The organism is Streptomyces lancefieldiae (genome assembly GCF_031845825.1).
GTDB classification, from domain to species: domain Bacteria; phylum Actinomycetota; class Actinomycetes; order Streptomycetales; family Streptomycetaceae; genus Streptomyces; species Streptomyces lancefieldiae.
Map to the genome: position 1 here is coordinate 78764 of NZ_JAVRFH010000020.1, position 22633 is coordinate 101396.

Here is a 22633-nt window from a genome sequence, read left to right on the forward strand (position 1 = left end):
CCATGGCGCAGGTCCTGCACATCGACGTGCCCTGGCTGCTCCAGCGCCACGAGGAGGTGCTGCCGGAGCAGCCCACGATCAACGACTTCTCCGCGCTGGTCGCCGCCGTCGCCCGGCACCGCGTCGACCCGCCCCGCCTCGGCGTCGACTCCGACCCGGCCTGGCGGGCCGCCGCGCTGCTGCACACCCTCGCCGTGCTCAAGCCCCTGCCCTCGGCCAACGCCCGCTTCGCCTGCGCGACGGCCGTGGCCTACATGTTCGCCAGCGGCGTCGGCATCGATCCGCCCTACGGCGCCCTGGTCGACCTCGCGCGTGACCTGATGTCCGGCGAGGCCGACGTCTACGGTGCCGCCGGCCGGCTGCGTTCCTGGCAGATCTGAGCGCCGGGCGATCGGTGACCGCGCGTCACCGGGGCCCCGGACCCGCGGAGCAGGCCGAAATCCGTTGCCGGATGACTCGCAGGCGGAGGCCGGGGTCGTCATCCTCGGTACCTGCGCCGACGAGGGCACCGAGCGGGGCGACGACGTGCGCCACGCCCTGACCGCGCGGGGGGAGTTGCTGCCGCGCCGGCAGAAGCAGCTCGCCCTGGCCGCCGCCACCGGAGCCCCGGACGCCGACATCGTCGTCGAGGTGCACGACGGCTTCGAGGACCGGCGCCGGCGGACCGACCCGGTGCCGACGACGGAGGGCTCCGTGACCATCGCCGGCACCGGCGCACCGGACGCACGGTCCGTGGAACTGCCGGGCGACTGAGCGACTCCGGGCCCGGCCGGCCGGTCAGGCGCGGTCCTCGACGAGGTCGGCGGGGCCGGGCGTGGCGGGCGAGGCGTGCCCGGACAGGGCCAGCGTCAGGTCCAGTTCGGCGAGCAGGCAGCGGATCACGTGCTCGACGCCCGCCTGCCCGTCCAGGCCCAGACCGTAGACGTAGGGCCGGCCGAGGAGCACCGCCCGGGCGCCGAGCGCGAGTGCCTTGAAGACGTCGTCGCCGGTGCGGACGCCGCTGTCGAACAGCACGGTCAGCCGGTCGCCCACGGCCTCCACCACACGCGGCAGGGCGTCGGCCGCCGCGACGGATCCGGCCACCTGGCGGCCGCCGTGGTTGGAGACCACCACGCCGTCCATCCCGGCGTCGGCGGCAAGCCGGGCGTCGTCCGGGTGCAGGATTCCCTTGAGGACGATCGGGCCGTCCCAGTTCTCCCGCAGGAAGGCCAGATCCGGCCAGGACTTGGCGGGGTCGGAGAACATGCCGACGAAATGCATCACCGCCGCGTTCGGGTCCTCGTGCACCGGCTTCGCCAGCCCCGCCCGGAACGCCGGGTCGGAGAAGTAGTTGGCGGTGCCCACGCCGTGCAGGAACGGCAGATACGCCTGGTCGAGGTCGCGCGGGCGCCAGGACAGCAGCGGCGTGTCCAGCGTGACGAACAGCGCGGTGTATCCGGCCGTCCTCGCCCGGTCCAGGAAACTGCGGGCCACCTCGCGGTCCTTGGGCCAGTAGAGCTGGAACCAGCGCTCGGCGTCCCCCATCGCCTCGGCGACCTGTTCCATGGGTGTGCTGGACGCGGAGGACAGGATGTAGGGGACGCCCTGCGCGGCGGCGGCCCGGGCGGCGGCCGGCTCCGCCTCCGGATGCATGATCGACAGGACGCCGACCGGCGCCAGCGCCAGCGGGGCCGGCAGGGGGCGGCCCAACACCTCGACCGAGAGGTCGCGTTCGTGCACGTCCCGCAGCATGCGCGGCACGATCCGGCGCCGCTCGAGAGCCACCCGGTTGGCGCGCGCGGTGCTGCCGTCACCCGCGCTGCCCGCGACGTACCCGACGGGACCGGGGCCGAGCCGTCGCGCGGTGAGCTCCTCCAGCCGGGTCAGGTCGGTGGGCAGCCGGGGCACGGCACCCGTCATCCCGTTCAGGTAGATCTCGTACTGGAAGTCCGCCCAGTGCTTCGCCATTCCCGGGTCCCGCCTCTCGTCGTCGAGCTCGTGCCGTCGGCACCATACTCGCGGGTAGGTCGGGGCCGGCGGCCGGCGAACCGGCGCGTTTCGGGGGTGTTTCAGGCCTATTGAAGAACGTGTGGATCACGCCAATCGGCCCGTTCACGCCTCAAGAACCGATCAAGAACCGTGCCGTTCCGGCCTTGGAACGTTCGAATTCTGTGACTTCACGCCACTGATTCAATACGCAAGGTTACCGAAATCCATGGGGTCGAGATGAGTTTCGGCGGCGGACTCGGCAGACTCGCGCTCGCCGTTCCGGCACCGACCGAGCCGGGCCGGCGTCACCCTCATCCCGAGCGGAAGGATGCACACAATGCGGAACACCGCGCGCTGGGCAGCGACTCTGGGCCTGACGGCCACCGCCGTCTGCGGGCCCCTCGCCGGGGCCTCCCTCGCCTCCCCGGCCACCGTCCCCGCGTCGCTCCACGCCCCCTCGGCCCTCGTGCTGACCGTGGGGCGAGGAGAGAGCGCTGCCACCACCGCACCGGTACGCGCGGTCAGCCTGACCTGTGCCCCGACGGCCTCCGGAACCCACCCCGCCGCCGACCTGGCCTGCGCCGAACTGCGCGGTACCGGCGGCGACTTCGACGCCCTGACGGCGGACGCAGGCGTGCTGTGCACCCGGGAGTACGCCCCCGTCGTCGTCACCGTCGACGGGGTCTGGCAGGGCCGGCGCCTCTCCTACGAGCGCACCTTCGCCAACGAGTGCGTGAAGAACGCCGGAAGCACGAGCGTCTTCACGTTCTGAGAGACCGGGACCGCCCGGGCCCGCGCGGCGTGACCGGCGGCTCGCTACTGGGGAGTGCGAGCCGCTGCCGCAGGGGCCCGGCGGTCCCACACCGGGGGCGGCGGACGGAGTGGGGCCGTCCGCCGTTCCTCGGGACCTGCGGAGCCGGCGAGGCCAGGGGGACCAGCCGGAGCCGGGAGCCGGCGGACTGGGGTCGGCCGGCCGGGGATCAGTCCTTCGCCGACGCCTCGTCACCGGTGTCGGACGAGCGGGCGCGGTGGCTGGTGTCGCACCAGGGGTAGCGGCGACTGCGGCGGCAGGTGCACAGGGCGACCCGGAAGCGGTCGCAGAACACCGTCGTGCCGTCCTCCAGTTCCACCTCCACCGGGCCCTCCACCAGCATCGGCCCCCGGCGCTGGACCTTGATCCGGCGAGGAGAGCCCGAGTCGGAGGGACGCCTGGGCTCAGACGGGGAGTTCGGCACGGACCACCACCAGCTCCTCCTCGTTGTCGGCCACGGACAGCAGCCCGCGCTGCCGCAGCCAGCGTTCCCGGCCGCGTACCACGGGCCCGAACGCGATCCGCTGCCGTCGGGTCACGGCCGCCTTCAGACCGGCCCCGCGCAGCAGTCCGACGGTCCGGTCGGGATCGCTGAGCGCCGACTGCACGAGCAGCAGTACGCCGCCGGGGCGCAGCAGGCCGGGCACCTCGCGGCAGATCCGGTCCAGGACCAGCCGGCCGTCGTGGCCGGCGTCCCAGGCCCGCGCCGCACCCCGGGGCCGGCGGCCACCGCCCGGCGCCGGGACGTACGGCGGATTGGCGAGGACGAGGTCGAACGACTCGCCGCGCACGGGGGCGAAGAGGTTGCCGCGCCGGACCCGGACCGGCAGTCCCGTCCGGGCGGCGTTCACCCGTGCGGCGCACACCGCACGCCAGGACACGTCCACCGCGGTCACCCGGGCGCCGCGCCGTGCCGCCGCCAGGGCGAGGGCGCCCGTGCCGGTTCCCACGTCGAGTACCGCCGCGCCCAGGGGCAGCGCCTCGTCGGACAGCGCCCCGGCCAGCAGGGCGGTGTCCTCCTGAGGGGCGTAGACGCCCGGTGGCACCAAGAAATTCACGGCACCCAGGTACCCCGGCCGTCACGAAATATGGGAGGTGCCGGACGGCTCGAGGGACAGCTCGGGCAGTGGCGTGCGCAGCGACGAGCGGCCGGCCCGCCAGTCGGCGAGCAGCCGGGCGCCGAAGCGGTCCTCGACGTGCCCGGTGGCGTCGATGCCGAAGGCGACGTCCGCCGCGAGCTGCGGCTCCTGCTCCAGCAGCCCGCCGATCACCTCGTGCCGCACGATCTGCTCGTGCACCGCGTCGGCCTCCACGTGCTCGTCGTAGAAGTACTCGGCGGCGGGCCCGGCGCCGGTGCGGCGCATCGCCTCGGCGAGCCGCCGGGAACCGGGCGACGACGTGATCTCGACCGCCGCGAAGTGTCCCACCAGGGCGCCGCGCAGGGCCCGGTGCAGACCGAACAGGGACATCATGTTCACGGTGGCCAGGCACTCGGCGGAGGACGCGTCCAGATGACGACCGTATGTCGTGTCCAGACCGAGATCGGTCATCAGATCCGCGAACAGGCGGGCGTGTACCCGGTCGGCACGGCCGCCGCCGTACTCGTCGAACTCCACCGCCGCCATCGCCGCCTTGGCGCGCCCCCACAGCCGCGGCAGCACCCAGGTGTGCGGGTCGGCCTCCTTCAGGTGGTACAGGGAGCGCTGGGCCGCGTACTCGCGCAGGTGCCACAGTTCGCCCTCGTCCCGCAGGAAGTGGCTGACGCCCTTGCCGTCGACGGGTTCGACGAGCAGCGCGGCGACCGCGTCCTCGACGCTGTCGTGGACCCGGGTGTCGGCGCGCAGGGCGGCCAGGAAGCGGCGCTCCAGCGCGGCCCGGACGCGCAGCAGTCCGGGGTCCCACTCGAGGCCGGGGGGCACGCCGGCGAAGCCCCGGTAGTGCAGCTCGTAGCACTGGTACAGGGCGAGCTGCAGGTCGTCCCCGTACGCCGGTGCGGCGCAGGCCGTCCCGGGGCCGGGCAGCGGGCCCGCGCCGAGCAGGTACGCGCCGACGGCCGCGGAGAGCGGACCCCGGGCCGCCGGTAGCTGTGGTCCTTCGCGGTCGTACTCCATGGCGTCGCGAGTACCCGGGCTCCGCCGCGGCACCCCCGCCCGTGCGACGCGGTGTGTCACTCGCCCTCGGCGTCCTCCTGGGCCCCGGTGTTCGGCGAGATGGCGTCCCCCGCCTCGCCCCGGTGACGGCCCTCCTCGGACTCCGCGTCACGCGGCTTGGCCTCCTTGATCTCGCGCAGGACCTCGTCGATGGCCGTCTCGGGCCGCTTGTCGGTGTGGTCGCCGTCCTGGGACACGAAGGTCTCCTTTCCCTCGTACGGTTCGGTCGTTCGTTCCCGGCACCGTTCGTTCCCGGCGGGGCCGCCGGGCCCGGCCCCACCCCCTTCGCCCGGTCAGCCGGACGTGGTCGCGACGCGCAGGGGCACCGGGGCCGCGGCGGTGGCCTCCTCGTTGCGTCGGGTGATCTCCGCCCACCAGGCCGGGCCGTCCTCGATGTGGCGCAGCAGGACACCCTCGCGGATCGCCCACGGGCAGAGCGTGACCGCTTCCAGCCCGGTCAGCTTCATCACGGTGTGCCCGACCACGGCCCCGGCCAGGCTCTGCGCCGCGCGCGGTGCGGAGATGCCGGGCAGCCGGGCCCGTTCGGCGGCGGACAGGGCGGCCAGCCGGCGGGCCGCGTCCCCGAGGTCCGAGCAGCGCATCTGCCGTTCCACGAACGGCCCGTGCCGGCCCGGCGAGGCCCCGCACAGCCGGCCGAGCTGCTGGAAGGTCCGCGAGGTGGCCACCGCGGTGCGCGGCCCCTCCCAGCGGATCCGCGCCGCGACGTCCCGCAGCTGATGACGGACCTTGCGGCGCAGCGCCCGCACCTGCTCCTCAGGCGGCGGATCCTCACCGCCCCCGAGGAACTCGTGGGTCAGCCGGGCCGCCCCCAGCGGCAGGGAGGCCACGAAGTCGGGCAGCCGGCCGCGGCCGAAGGCGACCTCCAGCGAGCCGCCGCCTATGTCGAGCAGGGCGAGCGGACCCGCCCGCCAGCCCATCCAGCGCCGGGCCCCGAGAAAGGTCAGCTCGGCTTCCACCTCACCCGGCAGGGTGCACAGCGCGACCCCGGTGCGGGCCCGGACGGCGCGCAGCACCTCCTGGCGGTTCGGCGCGGCCCGCACCACGGCGGTCGCGAAGGCCAGCGGACCGGCCGCGCCCCACCGGGTGGCGGTCCTGCTCGCGTCCGCGACCGCGTCCACGAGCCGCTCCACGGCCTCCTCGGGGACCGGACCGCCCGGCTTGACCTGTTCCGACAGTCGCAGCCGCCACTTCGCGGTGTGGACCGGCAGCGGCACCCCGCCCTCCGCGTCCGCCACCATGAGCCGGACCGTGTTCGACCCCACATCCACCACGCTGATACGCATGAAGGCCCACGTACCCATTTACGCGCCGGTCCAACGGCCACCGGGGCGGTACGACGGAAACCGGGCGGCCGTCGTCCGGGCCCCGTCAGGTCAGCTGCCGCCGCACCAGCTCGTGCAGCCGGCCGCCGGTGTCCGCGAGCAGCCGGTCGGGCGGGCCCTGCTGCGTGACCTTGCCGTCCTCCATCACGATCACGCGGTCGGCGTCCAGCACCGTGGACAGACGGTGCGCGATCACGATCCGGGTGGCGTTGAGCGCCTTGGTCGACTCGATCACCGTGCGCTGCGTCTCGTTGTCCAGGGCGCTGGTCGCCTCGTCGAAGAACAGGATCCGCGGCCGGCGGATCAGCGCCTGCGCGATCATCAGCCGCTGCCGCTGGCCCCCGGAGACCGCCCCGCCGCCCGAGACGATGGTGTGCAGGCCCATCGGCATCCGCCTGATGTCCTCCGCGAGCCCCGCCATCTCGGCCGCCGCCATCGCCTCCTCGGGCGTGTACGCCTCGGTGCCGCAGATGACGTCCAGGATCGAGCCGGTGAACGGCTGCGCGTGCTGGAGCACCACCCCGCACTGCCGGCGCACCGCCGCCTGGTCGAGCGCGGCCAGGTCCTGGCCGTCGTAGAGGACACTGCCCGACAGCGGCCGGTCGAAGCCGATCAGCAGCCTCAGCAGGGTCGACTTGCCGCAGCCGCTGGGACCGACGACCGCCACGAACTCGCCCGGCCGGACCTCGAAGGACACGTCGTCCAGCACCAGCGGCCCGTCGTCGGTGTACCGGAACGACAGCCGCCGCGCCTCGATCGCCCCGGACAGCGGCCCCGGCCGGGTGCTCGCCGTACGCACCTCGGGTGCGGCGTCCAGCACCGGCCTGATCTCCTCGAACAGCGGCAGCGCGGCCACCGCCGACACGAACGCGCCGGTCAGCTGGGTGACCGAGGTCAGCAGCATCGTCACCGAGGCGTTGAAGGTGAGGAACTCGGCCGCCGACATCGAACCGCGCGCCGGACCGGCCAGCAGCATGAACATCAGCAGCGTGCACAGCGGCAGGTACACCGCGCCCAGCACCGCGTTCAGGTTCTTGACGCGCCCCGCCCTCCGCTGGAGCTCGCGGCTGCGCGCGAACCGCTCCGCCCAGGCCGCGTACGCGTAGTTCTCGGCCGCCGCGACCCGTAGCTTGGGCAGCCCGCGCAGGGTCTGGAACGCCTGGTTGTTCAGCTTGTTGGTGAGCTGGACCAGCCGCCGCTGCCAGCGCACCTGCCACAGCCCGAGCCCCAGGAACACGGCGGCGACCACCACCAGCATGCCGATCGCCGCGAGTGCCATCGGCACGCTGTACCAGAGGAGCAGCCCCAGGTTCATCGCCCCGACGGTCACCGACTGGGTCACCGTCGGCCCGACCCCCGCCAGCAGTCTGCGGATGGCGCTGACGCCCATGGCCGCGCTCGCCAGCTCACCGGTGGAGCGTTCGGTGAAGAACTTCGTCGGCAGGCGCAGCAGCCGGTCCCACACGGCCGGCTGGAGCGTCGCCTCGATCCGGCCCTCCAGCCGCAGGATCGTGAGGTTCTGCAGCAGCATGAAGGCCGCCGCGACGACACTGCTCAGCATCACCGCGAGACACACCTGCACGATCAGTCCCGTCTGGGCCTTCGGCACGAACTCGCCGAGCACCTTGCCGGTCGCGACCGGCACCAGCGCGCCGAGCGCCACCGTCACCAGTCCGCCGAGCAGCAGACCGGTCAGATCACCGCGCGTGCCCCTGAGACAGAACCGGAACAGCCCCAGCGGACCGAGCCGGCGCTCGGGCAGTGGCCGGTAGAACATCACCGCACGGGGCTCGAACTCCTCGGCGTTCGCCTTCTCCACCGGGGTCTCGCGGCCGGTCGCCGGATGGACTGCCACGTAGCCGCCGCGCCGCCACAGCAGCGCCACCGGTGCCCCCGACAGGGCACGGTGACCGACCAGCGGGCCGACGTCGTCCCGCCACCAGCGGCCGTCCAGTCGCACGGTCCGGGTGCGCACGCGCGAGGCGACGGCCACCCGCTCCACGGGGTCGAGCCGGTCGCTCTCCGTGCCGTTCCGCACGGGCTCGGCGAGCGGGATGCCGGCGGCGCGGGCGACCAGCTCGCAGGCCGCGTAGGTGGCGTCGGCGTCGGCGGCCGTGGTGCGCCGCCCCGACCGCCTGCCGATGGAGGCCAGCAGCGTCCGGTCGGCCCGGGCGCGCACCGCCTCACCGGCCTTGAGGCCGGCCGCCGTACGGGTCTCGTGGGTGCGTTCCACCTGCTCGATCCAGCGGTCCAGGGCGGTCAGCAGCCGGTACTGCTGGTCGACCATGCTCTGCCACAGCGCCGGGTCCATGAGCAGGTCGGCGGCCGCCTCGTCGCCGTACAACGCCCCGTACTGCACGCTGCCCGGCGGGACCTGCATCCAGAACACGTCGTCGTCATGGGGTGCCGCGGTCCGCTCGGTGGCCTGCGGCGCCTGGAAGAGGACGGTCAGGCCGCGGCCCACGCCGAGGGCGAGGGCGTACTCCAGCGGGCTCGTCGTCGGCGGCACGTACTGGGGATTGCCGTACGCGTCGTACGACCACGTCTGGGTGCTCGCGGGCTGGTACAGCTCGCGCAGTCCGATGCGGTGCACCACGCAGTCCCGCAGCGGACGGGCGACCAGTGTGTGCCGCGGTCCGGACACCGGCCCGAGCAGCACCGAGCCCGCCTCCAGACGGCCGAGGTGGTGCCAGTGCCCCTGCTCCCCGGCATCGACCGCGAACAGGTCCACCGCGCCGGACACCACCAGCCACAGCACCTGCGGACCCTCCAGGTCCAGGCGGCCGGACCCGGCGCAGTCGACACGGGTCCCCAACGCGCCGAGCGCCCCCAGGACGAGGTCGTCCTGCCCTTCCCGCACGGCTCTCATCTCACCGCTCCCTGACCAGCGCCGCGTACGCGCCACCGCGCGCCACCAGCTCTTCGTGCCGTCCGCGCTCCACGACCGTGCCGTGGGCCAGGACGACGATCTCGTCGCTGTCCCGCACGGTGCTGAGCCGGTGCGCGATCACCACGCAGGCACAGCCGCGCCGGCGCAGGTTGTCCATGACCACCAGTTCGGTCTCGGCGTCCAGGGCGCTCGTCACCTCGTCGAGGACGAGGACGCTGGGCCGGCGGACCAGGGCGCGCGCGATCTCCAGGCGCTGGCGCTGTCCGCCCGAGAAGTTGCGGCCGTCCTGCTCGACCCGGCTGTGGATGCCGCCCGGGCGGCGCATCACGACGTCGTACAGCGCGGCGTCCCGCAGGGCGTCCACCACCGCGTCGTCCGGGACCGACGGGTCCCACAGCGCCACGTTGTCGCGCACGGAGCCCTCGAAGAGGAACACGTCCTGGTCGACGAAGGAGACGGAGGACGCCAGCGCCCCGCGCGGGAGGTCCTCCAGGCGCTGCCCGTCGATCCGGATCACGCCGTCCCACGGGGCGTACAGGCCCGAGATCAGCCGGGACACCGTGGACTTGCCGCTGCCCGAGCCGCCCACCAGGGCCACCTGCTGCCCGGGCCCGACGGTCAGGTCGAAGCCGGTGAGCAGCGGCTTGTCGAGGGGGCTGTAGCCGAAGGAGACGTGTCGAAGCTCGACGTGGCCGTGCAGCCGGCGGGTGGAGTCGACGCCGCCGGGGCGGTCGTGGAGCGGGTCGGCCCGGAAGTTCTCCACGTCCTTGAGACGGGCCACGTCGGCCGCGAAGTCCTGGATGCGGCCCGCGACGCCGTTCAGCCGGGTCAGTGGGGCCGTGAAGCGGACGACCAGCGCCTGGAAGGCGACCAGCAGGCCGATCGAGATGTGGCCCTCGACCGCGCGCATCCCGCCGATCCACAGGATCAGCGCGCTGTTGAGGGTGGCGAGCGTCGGCGCCACCACACCCAGCCAGGCGCTCGGCACCCCGAGCCGCTGCTGCTCCTCCAGGGTGGTGGCGTGCTGCCCCGCCCACTTGCGGAAGTAGCCGTCCTCACCACCGGTCGCCTTCATCGTCTCGATCAGCTGCAGGCCGGTGTACGCGGTGTTGGTCAGCCGCGCCGTGTCCGCCCGCAGCTTCGCCGTACGCGTGGCGCGCAGCCGGATCACGATCCGCATCGCGAGGATGTTGAGCAGCGCCACGCCGATCCCGACGAAGGTGAGCTGGGGGTCGTACGTGTACAGCAGCACGGCGTACAGGACGACCACGATCGCGTCGACGCCCGCGGCGGCGAGGTCGCGGGCCAGTGTCTCGGCGACGGCGTCGTTGGACTGCAGCCGTTGCACCAGGTCGGCCGGGCTGCGCTGGGAGAAGAAGGTCACCGGCAGCCGCAGCAGGTGGCGCAGGAAGCGGGCGCTGGAGAGGGTGGAGGAGATGATGCGGCCGTGCAGCAGGTTCGCCTGCTGGAGCCAGGTCAGGACCACCGTGAGCAGCACGCAGGCCGCCATCGACGTGAACAGCACGCCGAGCAGCGAGGTCTGGCCGCCGATCAGGAACATGTCGATGTAGGTGCGGCTGAGCGCGGGCACCGCCGCGCCCACCGCCACCAGCAGCAGGCTCGCCAGCACGGCGGCGGGCAGCGTGCCCGCGGTGCCGCGCAGCCGGGCCGGCATGGCGCCGAGCACGCCGGGCCTGCGGCCGCCCCGGGTGAAGTCCTCGCCGGGCTCCATGGTCAGCACGACCCCCGTGAAGGACCCGTCGAAGTCCTCCAGGGACACGAAGCGGCGTCCCTTGGCGGGATCGTTGACGAACACCCCGCGGCGGCCGAAGCGGCGCCCCATGCCCTCGTAGACGACGTAGTGGTTGAACTCCCAGAACAGGACGGCCGGCGCCGTCACCTCGGCGAGGGCGGCCAGGTCCATCTGCATGCCCTTGGCGGTGAGGCCGTAACCGCGCGCCGCCTTCAGCAGGTTGCCGGCGCGTGAGCCGTCGCGGGAGACACCGCACGCGATGCGCAGCTCCTCCAGCGGGACGTGCCGGCCGTAGTGGCCGAGCACCATCGCGAGGGATGCGGCACCGCACTCCACGGCCTCCATCTGGAGCACGGTGGGTGTGCGGACGGTCTTCACCCGGCTCGTGGGCGTCCTGCGCCCGGTCGGCGCGGCGCGGCGTCTGCCCCGGGTCTCCTGTGCGGTGCTCACGGCAGCAGCCAATCGACGGGACGCTGGTCGGCCAGGCGGATCGAGCCCGTGGCCAGGGTCATGGAGGTCAGTTCGAACGGCGGTCCGTCGGCCGACGACCAGGCGTAGCCGCTCTTCGTCGACCTGGAGGTGTCCAGCCGTACCGTCACGGCCACCGGCCTGCCCTCCTTGGTGAACTGCTCGCCGAGCTGGCTGTCGCCGAGGAAGGCGGCGATCGTCTGCGCCGACTGGGCCGAGCGGTCCACCGACTTCACCTCCCCGCGCAGCACGCCGTACTGCTGGGTCGGCACCGACTGGACGGTCAGGTCGACGGAGGCGCGGGCGGGGATGGCGGCGGCGTTCTCGGCGGGGACGTAGACGGTGGCGTAGAGCGGGTCGCCGACGTGGGCGACCTTCTCGACGGAGGCGACGTTCGCGCCGGTTTGGATGATCTGGCCGACGGTGGCGGCCAGCGCGCTGACCCGGCCGGCGTCGACCGTGCGGACCACGCTCTCGCCGTCGGCGGTACGGACCTTGAGCACGGGGGAGTCGGCGGGCAGCCGCTCGCCCTGTCGTGCGAGGACGGCGGTGACCTGACCGGAGACGGGGCTCTGGAGGAGGTAACTGCCCTGTCCGTGGGTGAGGATGGCGGGTGCCCCGACCGTGGAGGTCACCGAGCCGCTCACCGCCCACACGGACGCGGCGGCCATCGCGACCACGGTCACGGACAGCACCAGCCATCCCTGCGGGCGGGCGAAGCGCACCGGGAGGTCCAGTTCCTGTGGGGACTGGAGTTTGGTGAGGGCCTGTTGGCGGAACTGCACGTCGGACGTATCCCAGAGATTCCCGAAGAAGCCGGAGAGGAAAGGCCGAAGAGCCCCGGAGCCGGGGTGGCTCCGGGACTCGGCGGCGCGGCGGGCGCGATCAGAGACCGGCGACCAGGTTGGTGACCGGGGCCGTGTTCAGGCCGGTGACACCCTCGACAGTGCCGATGGCCGTGTTGAGCAGGCCCGAGACCGGGGCGATGCCGTCCACCAGGCCGGTGACGGTGCCGACGGCGTTCACGGACAGGCCGCCGGAGACGTTGTCGAGCTCGGCGTCGGAGATCTCGACGGTCTCGACCTGGGGGGTGGAGTTCATGATGGAACTTCCCTTCGTATAGCCAGTTCACAAGGGGGGAGCGGCCCCCTCTGGGGACAGATGACGGCCGCCACCGTGGGCGCCGGGCGCCCTTCTCCAGAGCCCTCCGCGGCCCCCGCGGTGCGATGGATCAAAGCACGCGGCCGGTCCGCGCTTCCACTCGATCACCCCTCCCACCAGGGAACTTGCAACGCCGAGGCACCCAACCGTGCAGGTCCGCGCACGCCTTCGCGGCGACTTCTTCACAGGGGCCGTCACATCGACCCGTACGACCCCTTGCCCGCGAGGTGGCGAATCCGGCACTCCCGCCCCAAAGGCGTGCGGGGCGCCCCGGGTTTGTGCAGATCCCCCAACGGGGGTGACCGGGATGGGCATTCGATGTGCAGATTCGCCGAAGCGGGGATTCCGCTCCGCGATCGGTACGGACTGTGGCCGGACGAATGCGCAGGGTGCCTGGCGTCGGCGGGGACGTGGGCGCCGACGGCGAGGGCGACGGCTCAGCCGCCGGTGACGCGGGCGACGGTACGGGCGTCGGGAGCGGGGCGGGGCCGGACCCGGGCTGACCGGCTCACGCGAACGAGCCGCACCTCCGGGACGCGTTCCGGACCGGAGGGCCGACCCCCGCGGGAGTGCTCGCCCGCCGCGCACCGGACGCACCGATCGCCTCTCGCCCGTCCGTCGGCCCGCGTGGTGGCGCACCGGTTCGCCTGCGTCCGAGGGCGTGCCGGACCGAGGTGAGTACCCTGCGGGCGCGTTCCCGCCGTCTGCGGAACGTGTGCCTCCGGGATACGTTCCGGATCGGTGGGCGGCCCCCGGCGGGAGTCGCCGCCGGGCCGCCGCCCGCCGGACAGGCCGATCGCCTCTCGCCCGTCCGTCGGCCCGCGTGGTGGCGCACCGGTTCGCCTGCGTCCGAGGGCGTGCCGGACCGAGGTGAGTACCCCGTGGGCGCGTTCCCGCCGTCCGTGGAGCGTGCAGCCACGAGCCCCTTCCGTGCCGCTGACCGCAGGTACCCGGTCCGCAGGGGCTGCGCAGGTGTCCCATAGGCGCTGTAATGGGCGGCGTGGTCAGTGAGGGCGCTGCGGAACGCGGAACGAGAACGCTGCGTGCCGAGAGTGCCCTGAAGGCGCTCGGGCCCGGCCCGGACCGGGGCGAGCGCCTGCGCCGCGCCCTGGAGCAGGCCCTGGTCTTCGCGGGCGCGTCCTTCGTCGGCCTCTACACGCCCGGCGAGGACCGCGAACTGCTGTGCCTGGCCGAGTCCGCCGGCGTGCCCAGGACCCTGTACGGCGTGCGCGACACCTACCCCGCGTCCGGCGGCACCCCGGTCGCCGACGCCCACCGCGGCGGGGCGCCGGTATGGCTCGGCCCCGAGGAGTTCGCCGGGTCGGCCGAGTCCCGGCGCGTACCGTCGAGCGGCTTCTCCCTGGCGGCCCTGCCCGTACGGGGGAACGGCGGTGGCTGCCTCCTCGCCCTGACCGAGCGCCCGGGCGGCTTCGACGCCGAGGACCGCACCTGCCTGGAACTGGTCGCCGAGGCCGTCGTCTGCCCCACCCCGCCCGTCGCCGTGGAGGCCGAGGGCGAGGGCGAGGAGCTGCCGCCGGGCGCCTTCAGCCTGGCCATGGACACCGGCCGCGTCGAGGTCGGCGACGACATCAGGCGCCTGTTCGGCCTCGCCCCGGGCGAGTTCGACGGCAAGGTCGAGACGCTGCTCGGCCTCACCGTCCCCGAGGACCTGCCCTCGCTCATGTCGGTGACGGAGGCCGACCACATGTCCATCGGCGACCGCGAGCTGGAGTTCCGGGTGCTGCAGCCCACCGGCCCGCCGAAGTGGCTGCGGCTGAACGGGCGCCTGCTGCCCGGCGGGGAGGGTCAGCCGGCCCGTCTCGTCGGCACCGTCGCCGACGCCTCCACCCTGCGCCCCGACGTCACCGACGTGACCCGCGTCCAGCGGCTGGCCGCCGCGCTGGCCACCGCCGGCACCGTCCGCGACGTCAGCCAGGCCGTGGTCGCCGCCCTGCGCAGGCCGCTGCGCGCCGACCGGATCGCACTGGCCGAGCTGGAGAACGACCGGCTGGTCGTCACCGTCCTCGACCCGCCCGAGCCCGAGTCCTGGCCCGAGCTGTGGCGGCTGGAGTGGCGCACCGAGTGGCCCGACGCCCCCGTACGGGCCATGCCCACCCTCGCCGCCGCGCTGCGGGAGGGCCGCGCCCAGATCTGGCCCGCCGGCACCGCTCTGGAACCCGCGCTCGCCGAGGTGGGGCCCGGCGGCCTGGCCGTACTGCCGCTGCCCGCCGCCGGCCGCATGGCCGGTGCCTGTCTGATCGGCTGGGACACCCCGCACGACTTCGGCCCCGACGAACGCGCCCTGCTCACCGCCTCCGCCGGCCTGGCCGGGCAGGCCCTGATGCGCGCCCGCGCCTTCGACGCCGAACACGAACTCGTCGGCATGCTCCAGCGCCAGCTGCTGCCGCGCCGCCTGCCCGGACTGCCCGGCGCGGTCGCCGTCGCCCGCTACCTGCCCAGTACGGCCGGACTGGAGCTGGGCGGCGACTGGTACGACGTGATCCCGCTGCCCGACCACCACGTCGCCCTCGTCATCGGTGACGTCCAGGGCCACAGCGCGGGCGCCGCCACGCTGATGGGCCAGATGCGCACGGCCCTGCGCGCCTACGCCGTCGAGGGGCACCCGCCGGACGTGGTGGTCTCCCGCGCCAACCGGCTGCTGGTGGACATGGAGAGCGACCTCTTCGCCACCTGCGCGTACGTCGACCTCGACATGGAGGAGGGCTCCGCCTGGTGCGTCCGGGCCGGGCATCCGCCGCCCGTGCTGCGCCACCCCGACGGCACCACCGAGATCCCGGAGGTGGAGGGCGGCCCGCCGCTCGGTGTGGTGGCACAGGCCGACTTCCCGATGAGTCCGCTCCGGCTGCGGCCCGGCACGCTCATCGCCCTCACCACCGACGGCCTCGTGGAGTCCGCCGACACCGACATCGACGAGGGCATGGACCGGTTCGCACACGCGCTGGCCGTCTCCGACCCCGCCCACCTCGGCCCGGTCGCGGACGCCCTGCTCGGCCCCGCCCACCGGAGCGACGACGTGGCCCTGCTGCTGGTGCGCTACGACGGCATGGCCATACGTCCGCTGCGGGAGAGCTGGACGGTCTGGCGGCTGCCCGAGGCCGTGCGGCACGCACGCCGCTTCACCCGACGCACGCTGCGCTCCTGGGACGTACGGGAGGACGCCGTCGATTCCACCCTTCTGATCGTCTCCGAGCTGGTCACCAACGCCCTGGTGCACACCGACGGCAAGGTCCGCCTCGACCTCACCCTGGTGGGCGGCCGGCTGCGCGTCGCGGTCGCCGACGCCTCGCCCCGTACGCCCGTCAAACCGACCAGCATCGGCTGGGAGGCCACGGGCGGGCGCGGCATCCTTCTCGTCGAGGCGATGTCGGGGTCCTGGGGGGCGCTGCCGGTCAGCGGGGGCAAGCAGGTGTGGAGCGAGATCACGCTGGACCGGTGAGCGGAGCGTTCGGGCGTTTGGACCATTTGGACCGTTCGGACCACGTGGACCGGAGCCCCGGCGAGGTGCGGGAACCGCCGCGCGGGGTACCCGGCGGGCCGCACCACGAGCGAACGAAGGATCGAGGATCACGTCATGACCCAGTACGTGCGCGACATCATGGCCGGCGACCCGGTGACCGTGGAGCCGCAGACCTCCGTCACCGCGGTGGCCCGCATCATGCGCGACCAGGACCTCGGCGCCGTCCTGGTCACCGACGGCGACCGGCTGCGCGGACTGGTCACCGACCGCGACCTGGTGATCCGGGCGGTCGCGGAGGGCGGCGACCCGGACGAGACCACCGTGGCCGGCGCGTGCAGCGACGACGTGGTGACCGTACGGCCCGACGAGGAGCTGGACCACGCCGTCGAGGTGATGCGCGAGCACGCCGTGCGCCGTGTCCCGGTCGTCGACGACGGCCTCGCGGTCGGCATCGTCTCCCTCGGCGACCTGGCCATGGAGCGCGACCCGGAGTCGGCGCTGGGCGACATCAGCGCGGCCCGCCCCAACCCGTAGGGCCCACCCGCCCCGTGTTTCACACCGGCACGCCCGGGGACCCGGAGCGGAACACCGGACGCAGAAGGAGGATGATGCCCCGTGACCACGGACGCCGGCCGGAAACCCGTTGTCCGTCGCCTGGAGACGGGCTGGTCGAAAGCCCGCCGCCTGCGGAGCAGGGGTGCGATGCGCACCTGGATACCGGCCGTCGAGGACGGCAACGTCGCACGCGCACCGCAATCGGGCCAGGAGTCGAACATCGTCCGGGGCGAGGACTGACCGAGCCCCGGGGGCGGTGGAGACCGCCCGGCGCGCCGGCCAGAGTGCCGGCGCGGTGCGCGTCGGGGTCGGACGAGGTCCGGCAAGGGGACGCCGGTAACGTCGGCGGCGCCCGTCCCACCTCCCTCCGCCCGACCGCAGCAAGGCTCAGCACCGTTCATGAACATCCTGGTCACCGGCGCCGCCGGATTCATCGGCTCCCAGTACGTCCGTACGCTCCTCGACTCCCGCACGCCCGAGCCCGCGCACGTCACGGTCCTGGACAGCCTCACCTACGCCGGCATCCTCGACAACCTCGAACTCGGCCACCCGCGGTTGCAGTTCGTGCACGGCGACATCCGCGACACCGGAGTCGTCGACAAGCTGATGGCCGGGACCGACCAGGTGGTGCACTTCGCCGCCGAGTCCCACGTGGACCGCTCGATCCACGCCGCCTCCGACTTCGTCCTCACCAACGTCGTCGGCACCCAGGTCCTGCTGGACGCGGCCCTGCGCCACGGCGTGGGGCCCTTCGTGCACGTCTCCACCGACGAGGTCTACGGTTCCGTCGACTCGGGATCGGCGACCGAGGAGCACCCGCTGCGGCCGAGTTCCCCGTACTCCGCCTCGAAGGCGTCGGGCGACCTGCTGGCCCTCGCGTACCACCGCACCCATGGCCTGGACGTACGGGTCACCCGGTGCTCCAACAACTACGGCCCGCGCCAGTTCCCCGAGAAGCTCGTGCCCCTGTTCGTCACCCACCTCCTCGACGGCCGGCGGGTCCCGCTGTACGGGGACGGACGCAACGTCCGCGACTGGCTGCACGTCGACGACCACTGCCGGGGGGTCGAACTCGTGCGGACCCGAGGCCGGGCCGGCGAGGTCTACAACATCGGCGGCGGCACCGAACTGAGCAACCGCGACCTCACGGGCCTGCTCCTCGACGCCTGCGGCGCCGGCTGGGACCGGGTCGTGCACGTCGAGGACCGCAAGGGCCACGACCTGCGCTACTCGGTCGACTGGAGCAAGGCCCGCGACGAGCTGGGCTACCGCCCCCGCCACGACTTCACGGCCGGGCTGGCCGGGACCGTCGCCTGGTACCGGGACAACCGGGCCTGGTGGGAGCCGCTGCAGCGGCGCGCCGCCACGGAGGTATGAGCCCGGCGGCCCGAGTGCCCGGGCGATCCTCCGCCACTAGCCTGGAATCCGTGCGCCTGCTGCTCATGTCCGACACCCACCTGCCGAAGCGGGCGAAGGAACTGCCCGCCCGGCTGCTGGCGGAGATCCCGCGCGCCGACGTCGTCCTGCACGCGGGGGACTGGGTCGACACGGCCACCCTCGACCTGCTGGAGAGCCGCAGCCGCAGGCTCGTCGGCGTGTACGGCAACAACGACGGGCCCGGCCTGCGTGCCCGGCTGCCCGAGGTGGCGTACGCCGATCTCGGCGGCCTGCGCTTCGGCGTCGTCCACGAGACAGGCGCCGCGCAGGGGCGCGAGACGCGCTGCGCCGCCCGCTTCCCCGACCTCGACGTCCTGGTCTTCGGGCACAGCCACATCCCCTGGGACACCACCACCGGCACCGGACTGCGCCTGCTCAATCCTGGTTCGCCGACGGACCGGCGCCGTCAGCCGTACTGCACCTACATGACGGCCACGGTCGCCGACGGCCGGCTCGAGGAGGTCGAGCTGCACCGGCTGCCGCGGCGGTAGGCGGTCACACCGGCGAGCGCCGAGCCCGGGACGCAAGAAGAACGGGCGGCGCCCGCGAGGACGCCGCCCGGTGCGGACCGGGCCGCTCCGTGTCGGGGGAAGCGGCCCGGGCGCTTTCTGGAGTGCGCTGTCACGGACCTCCTTCCGAGGGGAGTGGGAGCGAGGACATGCATGCCTCATCCGATACCGGGCGGCTACCCCTCCCGGGCAGCCTCACACCCGATTTCCGGACGACATGTTCCGCCGCGGTCCGGGCGGCCCGTCGGCCGACCACGCAGGCGCCGGCCGCGCCGCCCGGCCAGCCCGAGGGCTCGCCGTCACCGCCGTCGTCACCGTGACCGCGCCGGCGCTGCCGCTCGACGGTCCGAGCACCGCGCCCGCCGCACCCCGCCCGCCGGTCGTGCGGGCCGACGCCACCGGCGCGCCCGGCGTGCGCGTCAGCCGCCGGCGGCCAGGAACTGGGTCGCCGCCAGCTCCGCGTACAGCGGATCGGCGCTCACCAGCTCCCGGTGGGTGCCGACCGCGCGGACGCGCCCCGCGTCCATCACCACGATCCGGTCGGCCATCGTCACCGTGGACAGCCGGTGGGCGACGACCAGCACCGTGGTCGTGCGGGCCACATCCGCCACGGTGTCGCGCAGCGCCGCCTCGTTGACCGCGTCCAGCTGCGAGGTGGCCTCGTCGAGCAGCAGCAGCCGGGGACGGCGCAGCAGGGCCCGGGCGATGGCCACCCGCTGGCGCTCGCCGCCGGACAGCTTGGTGCCGCGGTGCCCGACGAGCGTGTCCAGGCCGTTCGGCAGCCGGGCGACCAGACCGTCGAGGCGGGTGGTCTTCAGCACACGGGCGAGGGCGCCGTCGTCCGCCTCCGCGTTGCCCAGCAGCAGATTGTCCCGCAACGATCCGGACAACACCGGGGCGTCCTGCTCCACGTAGCCGATCGCGGCCCGCAGCGAGGCCAGGTCCCAGTCCGCCAGGCTCCGGCCGTCCAGCGTGATCTCCCCGGAGCCGGGGTCGTAGAACCGCTCGATGAGGGAGAAGACGGTGGTCTTGCCCGCGCCCGAAGGGCCGACGAACGCCGTCATGCCCCGGGCCGGCACGGCGAAGGTCACTCCGTGGTGGATGTACGGCAGGTCGTCGGCGTAGCGGAAGCGCACGTCCTGGAAGGCGATGGAGGCCGGCTCCGCGCCGGGGGACGGCAGCGGGGCGGGGCGGGTCGGCGGCTCCGCCGGCAGGCGCAGCGCGTCCTGGATGCGGGCGAGCGCCGCCTTGCCCGTCTGGTACTGCGTGACCGCGCCGACCACCTGCTGTATCGGCGACATGAGGTAGAAGACGAACAGCAGGAACGCGACCAGCGTGCCGACGTCGATCGCCTCCGTCGCCACCCGTGCCCCGCCCACCGCGAGCACCGTGATGAAGGCGATCTGCATCGCCAGCCCGGCCGTGTTGCCCGCGGCGGCCGACCACTTGGCGGCCCGCACGCTCTGCCGCCACGACTCCTCGGCCGCGTCGTGCAACGCCCGCTCCTCCCGGGGCTCGGCGCCGGACGCCTTCACCGTGCGCAGCGCCCCGAGGATCCGCTCCAGCGCGGCACCCATCACGCCCACCGCGTCCTGCGCCTGCCGGCTCGCCCGGTTGATGCGCGGCACGATCAGGCCGAGGACCGTTCCCGCGCCGAGGACCACCGCCAGGGTGACCCCGAGGAGCACCGGGTCGACCAGGCCCATCATCACCAGGGTCGCCACCAGCGTCAGCCCGCCGGTGCCGAGACCGACGAGGGAGTCCGTGGTGACCTCGCGCAACAGGGTCGTGTCGGAGGTGATCCGGGCCATCAGGTCGCCGGGCTCCGTGCGGTCCACGGCCGTGACGCGCAGTCGCAGCAGGTACGACGACAGGGAGCGCCGCGCGCCGAGGACGACCGACTCGGCGGTGCGCCGCAGCACGTACGAACCCAGCGCGCCGAGCGCCGCGTTGGTGACCACGAGCCCCGACATCGCCAGCAGCGCGCCGGTGATGGTCCGGTCGTGCGCCAGGTCGTCGATCAGCTCCCGCGCCACCAGCGGCAGCAACAGCCCCGTGGCACCCGTGACCAGTGAGAGCACGGCGCCCGCGAACAGGGCCTTGCGGTGCGGCCGTACGTAGGACAGGAGCAGCCGCCAGGCGGGCGGTCCGGTCTCCGGCTCTGCGGTGCTCACGATGCTCCTTCGACGGGCGGACGGGGGACTCAGGCTACGTGGGCGCCGTACGGCGGTGCCCGCGGATATGCGGGAGGTGCCCGGCACACCCTTCCGACCGCCCTGTCACCCGCCCTTCACCGATCCGTTGCGCGTAGGGTCGGGGGGAACGCTGAACAGCAGAAGAAGGGGTCAGGACCATGGCGCAGGAAGTACGCGGCGTGATCGCACCGGGCAAGGACGAGCCGGTGCGGATCGAGACGATCGTCGTGCCCGATCCCGGCCCGGGCGAGGCCGTGGTCAAGGTCCAGGCGTGCGGGGTGTGCCACACCGACCTGCACTACAAGCAGGGCGGAATCAGCGACGACTTCCCCTTCCTGCTCGGCCACGAGGCCGCGGGCGTGGTGGAGTCGGTCGGCGCGGGCGTCACCGACGTCGCCCCCGGCGACTTCGTCGTCCTCAACTGGCGCGCGGTGTGCGGCACGTGCCGGGCCTGTCTGCGCGGGCGGCCCTGGTACTGCTTCGACACCCACAACGCCGAGCAGAAGATGACCCTCGCCTCCACCGGCCAGGAACTCTCCCCGGCCCTCGGCATCGGCGCGTTCGCCGAGAAGACGCTGGTCGCCGCCGGACAGTGCACCAAGGTCGACCCGGCCGTCTCCCCGCAGGTGGCCGGCCTGCTGGGCTGCGGCGTGATGGCCGGCATCGGTGCCGCGATCAACACCGGGAACGTCGGCCGTGGTGACACGGTCGCCGTCATCGGCTGCGGTGGCGTCGGCGACGCGGCGATCGCCGGCTCCCACCTGGCCGGTGCGGCGAAGGTCATCGCCGTGGACATCGACGACCGCAAGCTGGAGACCGCCCGGGGCATGGGCGCCACCCACACCGTCAACTCCCGCGACACCGACCCCGTCGAGGCGATCCGCGAACTGACCGGAGGCTTCGGCGCCGACGTCGTCATCGAGGCGGTCGGCCGCCCGGAGACGTACCGGCAGGCCTTCTACGCCCGCGACCTGGCCGGCACCGTCGTCCTCGTCGGCGTCCCCACGCCCGAGATGAAGCTGGAACTGCCCCTGCTGGACGTCTTCGGGCGCGGCGGGTCGCTGAAGTCGTCCTGGTACGGCGACTGCCTGCCCTCCCGCGACTTCCCGATGCTCATCGACCTCCACCTCCAGGGCCGCCTGGACCTCGGCAAGTTCGTCACGGAGACCATCGGGCTCGACGAGGTGGAGAAGGCCTTCGAGCGGATGCACGCCGGCGACGTCCTGCGTTCGGTGGTGGTGCTGTGATGACCGCCCGCATCGAACGCCTCGTCACCTCCGGGCAGTTCAGCCTCGACGGCGGCACCTGGGACGTCGACAACAACGTCTGGCTCGTCGGCGACGACCACGAGGTCGTCGTCATCGACGCCGCCCACGACGCCGACGCCATCGCCGAGGCCGTCGGGGACCGCCGGCTCACGGCCATCGTGTGCACCCACGCCCACAACGACCACGTGAACGCCGCGCCGGCCCTGGCCGAGCGCACCGGCGCCACCATCTGGCTGCACCGCGACGACCTGCCGCTGTGGCAGCAGACCCACCCGGACCGGGAACCGGACGCGTGGCTGAGCGACGACCTTGTCCTCGAGGCCGCCGGCGCGGACCTGACGGTCCTGCACACCCCCGGGCACGCACCCGGCGCGGTCTGCCTGTACGACCCGGGCCTGGGCGCCGTCTTCACCGGCGACACCCTCTTCCAGGGCGGGCCCGGTGCCACCGGCCGCTCCTACTCCCACTTCCCGACCATCATCGACTCGATCCGCGACCGGCTGCTGGTGCTCCCGCCCGAGACCAGGGTGCTCACCGGCCACGGCGACGAGACCACCGTCGGCGCCGAGGCCCCGCACCTCGAGGAGTGGATCAAGCGCGGCCACTGACCCCGGCCCGCGCCGGCGGCTGGAAGACCGGCGGGGAGA

Annotated in this window: 21 protein-coding genes; 10 read left to right on the forward strand and 11 right to left on the reverse strand. The window is 73.7% G+C overall.

From position 1 onward, the window contains the following. Positions 1–2 precede the first annotated feature (2 nt). Both RM812_RS20605 and RM812_RS20610 read left to right on the forward strand, forming a co-directional pair. A complete protein-coding gene (locus tag RM812_RS20605) occupies positions 3–380 on the forward strand; it encodes a toxin Doc (protein WP_311574554.1) in 378 nt (125 codons plus the stop codon). 64 nt (positions 381–444) lie between these two features. Then, complete coding sequence (locus RM812_RS20610) at positions 445–753, forward strand: hypothetical protein (RefSeq protein WP_311574556.1); 309 nt, start codon at positions 445–447, stop codon at positions 751–753. Positions 754–777: 24 nt separating this feature from the next. On the opposite strand, the gene RM812_RS20615 is transcribed toward RM812_RS20610, so the two are convergent. Further along, positions 778–1947, reverse strand: coding sequence for a lactate 2-monooxygenase (locus tag RM812_RS20615; RefSeq protein ID WP_311574558.1), 1170 nt, complete (start codon positions 1945–1947; stop codon positions 778–780). Positions 1948–2305: 358 nt separating this feature from the next. On the opposite strand from RM812_RS20615, the gene RM812_RS20620 reads away from it, so the two are divergent. Then, the gene (locus RM812_RS20620; protein WP_311574560.1) at positions 2306–2740 is read left to right on the forward strand and encodes a protease inhibitor; all 435 of its coding nucleotides are present in this window, start codon (positions 2306–2308) and stop codon (positions 2738–2740) included. A gap of 208 nt (positions 2741–2948) precedes the next feature. Here the strand turns inward: RM812_RS20620 and RM812_RS20625 are convergent, their stop codons facing one another. From RM812_RS20625 to RM812_RS20665, 9 genes are all read right to left on the reverse strand, one after another. After that, positions 2949–3203: a CDGSH iron-sulfur domain-containing protein gene (locus tag RM812_RS20625; protein ID WP_394816491.1), complete on the reverse strand. Its 255-nt coding sequence runs from the start codon at positions 3201–3203 to the stop codon at positions 2949–2951. Next, entirely contained in the window at positions 3184–3846 is a 663-nt protein-coding gene (locus tag RM812_RS20630) for a HemK2/MTQ2 family protein methyltransferase (protein WP_311574666.1), read from the reverse strand. The genes RM812_RS20625 and RM812_RS20630 overlap by 20 nt, the downstream gene beginning before the upstream one ends. A 12-nt stretch (positions 3847–3858) precedes the next feature. Beyond that, complete coding sequence (locus RM812_RS20635; RefSeq protein ID WP_311574561.1) at positions 3859–4890, reverse strand: iron-containing redox enzyme family protein; 1032 nt, start codon at positions 4888–4890, stop codon at positions 3859–3861. Positions 4891–4946: 56 nt separating this feature from the next. Then, positions 4947–5126, reverse strand: coding sequence for a hypothetical protein (locus tag RM812_RS20640; protein WP_311574563.1), 180 nt, complete (start codon positions 5124–5126; stop codon positions 4947–4949). 96 nt (positions 5127–5222) lie between these two features. Next, a complete protein-coding gene (locus tag RM812_RS20645) occupies positions 5223–6233 on the reverse strand; it encodes a Ppx/GppA phosphatase family protein (RefSeq protein ID WP_311574566.1) in 1011 nt (336 codons plus the stop codon). An 85-nt stretch (positions 6234–6318) separates the two neighbouring features. Next, a complete protein-coding gene (locus tag RM812_RS20650) occupies positions 6319–9141 on the reverse strand; it encodes an NHLP bacteriocin export ABC transporter permease/ATPase subunit (RefSeq protein ID WP_311574567.1) in 2823 nt (940 codons plus the stop codon). A 1-nt stretch (position 9142) separates the two neighbouring features. Then, a complete protein-coding gene (locus RM812_RS20655; protein ID WP_311574569.1) occupies positions 9143–11365 on the reverse strand; it encodes an NHLP family bacteriocin export ABC transporter peptidase/permease/ATPase subunit in 2223 nt (740 codons plus the stop codon). Beyond that, positions 11362–12168: an HlyD family efflux transporter periplasmic adaptor subunit gene (locus RM812_RS20660; protein WP_311574571.1), complete on the reverse strand. Its 807-nt coding sequence runs from the start codon at positions 12166–12168 to the stop codon at positions 11362–11364. Before RM812_RS20660 ends, RM812_RS20655 begins: the two co-directional genes overlap by 4 nt. A 100-nt stretch (positions 12169–12268) precedes the next feature. Further along, positions 12269–12484: a type A2 lantipeptide gene (locus RM812_RS20665; RefSeq protein ID WP_311574573.1), complete on the reverse strand. Its 216-nt coding sequence runs from the start codon at positions 12482–12484 to the stop codon at positions 12269–12271. Between the two features lie 1051 nt (positions 12485–13535). Here RM812_RS20665 and RM812_RS20670 point away from each other — a divergent pair. The 5 genes from RM812_RS20670 to RM812_RS20690 all read left to right on the forward strand — a co-directional run bounded on the left by RM812_RS20670 (position 13536) and on the right by RM812_RS20690 (position 18505). Then, positions 13536–16001 carry a SpoIIE family protein phosphatase gene (locus RM812_RS20670; RefSeq protein WP_311574575.1) on the forward strand — a complete coding sequence of 822 codons (2466 nt, stop codon included), beginning with the start codon at positions 13536–13538 and terminating at the stop codon, positions 15999–16001. A 135-nt stretch (positions 16002–16136) separates the two neighbouring features. Further along, entirely contained in the window at positions 16137–16556 is a 420-nt protein-coding gene (locus RM812_RS20675) for a CBS domain-containing protein (protein ID WP_311574577.1), read from the forward strand. Between the two features lie 81 nt (positions 16557–16637). Then, positions 16638–16817 carry a hypothetical protein gene (locus RM812_RS20680; protein ID WP_311574579.1) on the forward strand — a complete coding sequence of 60 codons (180 nt, stop codon included), beginning with the start codon at positions 16638–16640 and terminating at the stop codon, positions 16815–16817. A gap of 159 nt (positions 16818–16976) precedes the next feature. Then, positions 16977–17954: a dTDP-glucose 4,6-dehydratase gene (rfbB, locus tag RM812_RS20685; protein WP_311574581.1), complete on the forward strand. Its 978-nt coding sequence runs from the start codon at positions 16977–16979 to the stop codon at positions 17952–17954. A gap of 50 nt (positions 17955–18004) precedes the next feature. Then, complete coding sequence (locus RM812_RS20690) at positions 18005–18505, forward strand: metallophosphoesterase family protein (RefSeq protein WP_311574583.1); 501 nt, start codon at positions 18005–18007, stop codon at positions 18503–18505. 437 nt (positions 18506–18942) lie between these two features. On the opposite strand, the gene RM812_RS20695 is transcribed toward RM812_RS20690, so the two are convergent. Next, a complete protein-coding gene (locus RM812_RS20695) occupies positions 18943–20697 on the reverse strand; it encodes an ABC transporter ATP-binding protein (RefSeq protein ID WP_311574585.1) in 1755 nt (584 codons plus the stop codon). A 179-nt stretch (positions 20698–20876) separates the two neighbouring features. Between RM812_RS20695 and RM812_RS20700 the strand changes: the two genes are divergently transcribed. Further along, positions 20877–21965 (forward strand): S-(hydroxymethyl)mycothiol dehydrogenase, encoded by a 1089-nt coding sequence (locus tag RM812_RS20700; RefSeq protein ID WP_311574587.1) that lies wholly within the window; start codon positions 20877–20879, stop codon positions 21963–21965. Continuing rightward, the gene (locus tag RM812_RS20705; protein ID WP_311574589.1) at positions 21965–22594 is read left to right on the forward strand and encodes an MBL fold metallo-hydrolase; all 630 of its coding nucleotides are present in this window, start codon (positions 21965–21967) and stop codon (positions 22592–22594) included. Before RM812_RS20700 ends, RM812_RS20705 begins: the two co-directional genes overlap by 1 nt. Positions 22595–22633: the final 39 nt, after the last annotated feature.